Annotated in this window: 4 protein-coding genes; 2 read left to right on the top strand and 2 right to left on the bottom strand. The window is 68.8% G+C overall.

The features are described from left to right. Positions 1–67 precede the first annotated feature (67 nt). Positions 68–1,300, bottom strand: coding sequence for a cytochrome P450 (locus tag E1200_RS31970; protein WP_131956191.1), 1,233 nt, complete (start codon positions 1,298–1,300; stop codon positions 68–70). Positions 1,301–1,315: 15 nt separating this feature from the next. Next, positions 1,316–2,572, bottom strand: coding sequence for a cytochrome P450 (locus E1200_RS31965; protein ID WP_131956189.1), 1,257 nt, complete (start codon positions 2,570–2,572; stop codon positions 1,316–1,318). Positions 2,573–2,777: 205 nt separating this feature from the next. Between E1200_RS31965 and E1200_RS31960 the strand changes: the two genes are divergently transcribed. Next, complete coding sequence (locus E1200_RS31960) at positions 2,778–3,155, top strand: type II toxin-antitoxin system RelE/ParE family toxin (protein WP_131956187.1); 378 nt, start codon at positions 2,778–2,780, stop codon at positions 3,153–3,155. Then, entirely contained in the window at positions 3,152–3,487 is a 336-nt protein-coding gene (locus E1200_RS31955; protein WP_131956185.1) for a helix-turn-helix transcriptional regulator, read from the top strand. Before E1200_RS31960 ends, E1200_RS31955 begins: the two co-directional genes overlap by 4 nt. The last annotated feature ends 60 nt before the right edge of the window (positions 3,488–3,547 follow it).

Here is a 3,547-nt window from a genome sequence, read left to right as displayed (position 1 = left end):
CGCCCCGCCTGCCTCACCCACGCCGTTCCCCGCCCACGCACCACTCCCGTCACTCGGTACCCGCCGCTCAGGACGACGCCGGCCGCACGCGAACCGGCATCTCCTTGATGCCGTTGATGAAACTAGACCTTAGCCTCCTAACGTTACCGTTGAGTTCAATATTGGGCACCGCGTCCAAAAGTGTTTCGAAAAGCACACGGAGCTCGAGTCGGGCAAGGTGTGAGCCGAGGCAGAAGTGGGGCCCGCCTCCGCCGAAGCCGATGTGCGGATTGGGGTCGCGGCCCACGTCGAACGTGAACGGGTCCGCGAACACGGCCTCGTCGCGGTTGGCGGACGCGTAGAACACCACGACCTTGTCGCCCTCCGCGATCTTTCGGCCGCGCAGCTCGGTGTCCCTGGCGGCCGTCCGCTTGAACAGGTTGACCGGGGTGACCCAGCGGACGATCTCGTCCGCCGCCGGTGCGACGAGGGTGCGGTCGGCCCGCAGCCGCTCCCACTGCTCCGGATGCTCCAGCAGCGCCAGCATCCCGCCGCTCGCCGCGTTGCGGGTCGTCTCGTTGCCCGCGACCGACAGCAGCATCACGAACAGCTCGAACTCGTCGCCGCTCAGCACCTGCCCGTCGGCGTCCGGCTGGAGCAGCTTGGTGACGATGTCGTCGCGGGGGTTCTCGCGCCGGTCGGCGGCGAGCACGTTGGCGTACGCGTACAGCTCCGTCGCCGCGGCCTGGCCCTCCTCCGGCGAGCGCTGGAAGTCCGGGTCGTCCCCGCCGATCAGCGTGTTCGACCAGTGGAAGATCTTCTCCCGGTCCTCCGGCGGGGCGCCGAGCAGCTCGCAGATCACGTACAGCGGGAGCGGGGCCGCCAGGTCCCGCACGAAGTCGGCCTCCGCTCCCCGTTCGAGCGTCTCCGCGACCAGGTCCCGGCAGATGTCCCGGACGTGCTCCTCCAGCGCGGCGATGGCGCGCGGGGTGAAGCCCCGGTTGACGATGCTCCGCTTCCGCGAGTGCTCGGGCGGGTCCTGGTTGAGCATCATCATCCGCTGGAGCTGGAGGGCCTCCTCCTCCGGCTCCTCGAACAGCGCCAGCCGCCGCCACGAGGAGAACAGCTCGGGGTGCCGCGACACGTGCACCACGTCCTCGTGCCGCGTCACCGCCCAGAACGGCGGCTGGCCCCGGTCCGGGTCGCCGTGGTGGCGGTGCACCGGGTCGTGCTCGCGCAGCCACGCGAACTGCCCGTGCGGGACGCCGCCGTGCTCGTACGGACCGGGGTCGACCAGCTCGATGTCGGGGGTGACGCTCACGGGGCCTCCTCGTGGTCAGGACGGGGTGAAGCGCACCGGCAGCTCCTTCAGCCCGTTGACGAAGTTCGACCGCAGCCGGCGGGGTTCGCCGGCGGGCCGGATGTCGGGCATCCGGTCCAGGATCGTCTCGAAGATGATCTTCAGGTTCAGCCGGGCCAGATGGGTGCCGAGGCAGAAGTGCGGCCCGCCGCCCCCGAACCCGATGTGCGGGTTGGGGTCGCGGCCCACATCGAACGAGAACGGGTCGTCGAACACCCGCTCGTCGCGGTTCGCGGAGCCGTAGAACAGCACGACCTTGTCGCCGGCCCGGATCTGCTTGCCGCCCAGTTCCACGTCGGTGAGGGCGGTCCGGCGGAACTGGTTGATCGGGCTCACCCAGCGGACGATCTCCTCCACCGCGGTGGGCAGCAGGCTCCGGTCCGCCTTGAGCCGCTCCCACTGGTCGGGCCGCTCGAAGAACGCCTGCATGCCGCCCGCCGTCGCCGTCCGCGTCGTCTCGTTCCCGGCGATCGACAGCATGATCACGAAGAGCTGGAACTCCTCGTCGGTGATGCGGGAGCCGTCCGCGTCCGGGGTGAGCAGCTTGGTCACGATGTCGTCGCGCGGCGTCGAGGCCCGGCTGCTTGCCAGCTCCCCGGCCCAGCCGGCGAACTCGGCCGCGCAGAGCTGCGACTCCGTCCGGTCCCCGATGTACTCGGGGTCGTTGAACGCCACCAGCTTGTTGGACCAGTGGAAGATCTTCTTCCGGTCCTCCAGCGGCGCGCCGAGCAGCTCGCAGATCGTGTAGAGCGGCAGCGGCGCGGCGAAGTACTCCACGAAGTCACACTCGCCCAAAGGCGCCGCCTCGTCTATGAGCCGGTGGCAGATTTCCCGGATGTGGTCCTGCAGCCTGCCGATCATGCGCGGGGTGAAGCCCTTGTTCACCATGGCCCGCAGCCGGGTGTGGTCCGGCGGGTCCTGGAACAGCATCATCTGCCCGTACAGGGCGATGTCGTCGTCGGTGAACTCCTCGAACATCGACGTCCGCTTCTGCGACGAGAACGGGTCCGCCCGCCGCGACACCTGCACGACGTCCTCGTGCCGGGTCACCGCCCAGAACCCCGGCACCCCGTCGTTCGGGTCCTGGTGCCAGTGGACGGGGTCGTTGTCGCGCAGCCACGCGAACTGCTGGTGCGGGATCCCCCCGCGCTCGTACACGCCGGGGTCGATGATGTCGATCTCGGGTGCGCGGAACGGCCGGGTGGCCGAGGCGATGGACGTCTCAAGTGCCATGCGGGAGACCCTTCGTCCGGGGCGGGGGACTCGAACCGCGAGCCCCCGAGACTGAGCGCTTGCTTGGCCACAGATCTAGAACACGTTCTAACATGAGACTCCAGTCTCATCAACCCCCGTCCCACCCACCGGACCACCTAGCGCCGTTGTCCGTCCCGACCCACTCGCGCATTCCCCGGGTGAAGGATTTGCTAAACTCCCGCTTATGGTCGAGGAGTGGGAGATACGCGTCACCAACGAGTTCCTCACCTGGATCGACACATTGGATGAGCGCTCCACGGCCCAGGTGGTCGACGCCATCGACCGGTTGGCCGAGGGCGGTCCCGGACTTGGCCGCCCCATGGTCGATCGGCTGGAAGGTTCGGAGATCCACAACCTGAAGGAGTTGCGTCCGGGGTCGGCGGGGCGCACGGAGATTCGGATTCTGTTCGTCTTCGACCCGTGGCGGTCGGCGATCCTCCTTGTGGGCGGAGACAAGTCGGGAGACTGGTCCGGCTGGTATCGGAAGGCGATTCCGCGTGCCGAAGAGCTGTACGCCGACTACGTGAAGGAGCGCGAGAGCGAAGAAGGGCGGGCACCATGACGAACTTTCCCAAGTGGCGCGATGTGCGGACCGACGTCGTTGCGGGCGCCGGCGGCGAACAGGGTGTGGCCGAGGCCCGCAAGCGCAACCAGGCGTACATCGATGGGCACCGGCTCGCGGAGAGGCGAAAGGCCATCGGGCTGTCGCAGAGCGAGGTGGCCGACCGGATGGGCGTTACCAAGAGCCGCGTGTCCCAGATCGAGCGGGGCGAGGTCTCCACCGTCGACACGATCGCCCGATACGTCCGGGCTCTCGGGGGTGAGCTCCAGATCTCGGCCGTGTTCGGTGACGACATGTACGTGCTGCGCAGCACCGACACCGACGCCGCCTGACGGAAGCCCGCCGGGCGCCGCCGCTCCGCCGGCCCGTCCCACCCACCGGACCCCTCGCAC

Source organism: Actinomadura sp. GC306 (genome assembly GCF_004348665.1).
Taxonomy (GTDB): Bacteria; Actinomycetota; Actinomycetes; order Streptosporangiales; family Streptosporangiaceae; genus Spirillospora.
Note: the sequence above shows the minus strand (reverse complement) of the source record. Positions and strands in the feature narration are given on the sequence as shown.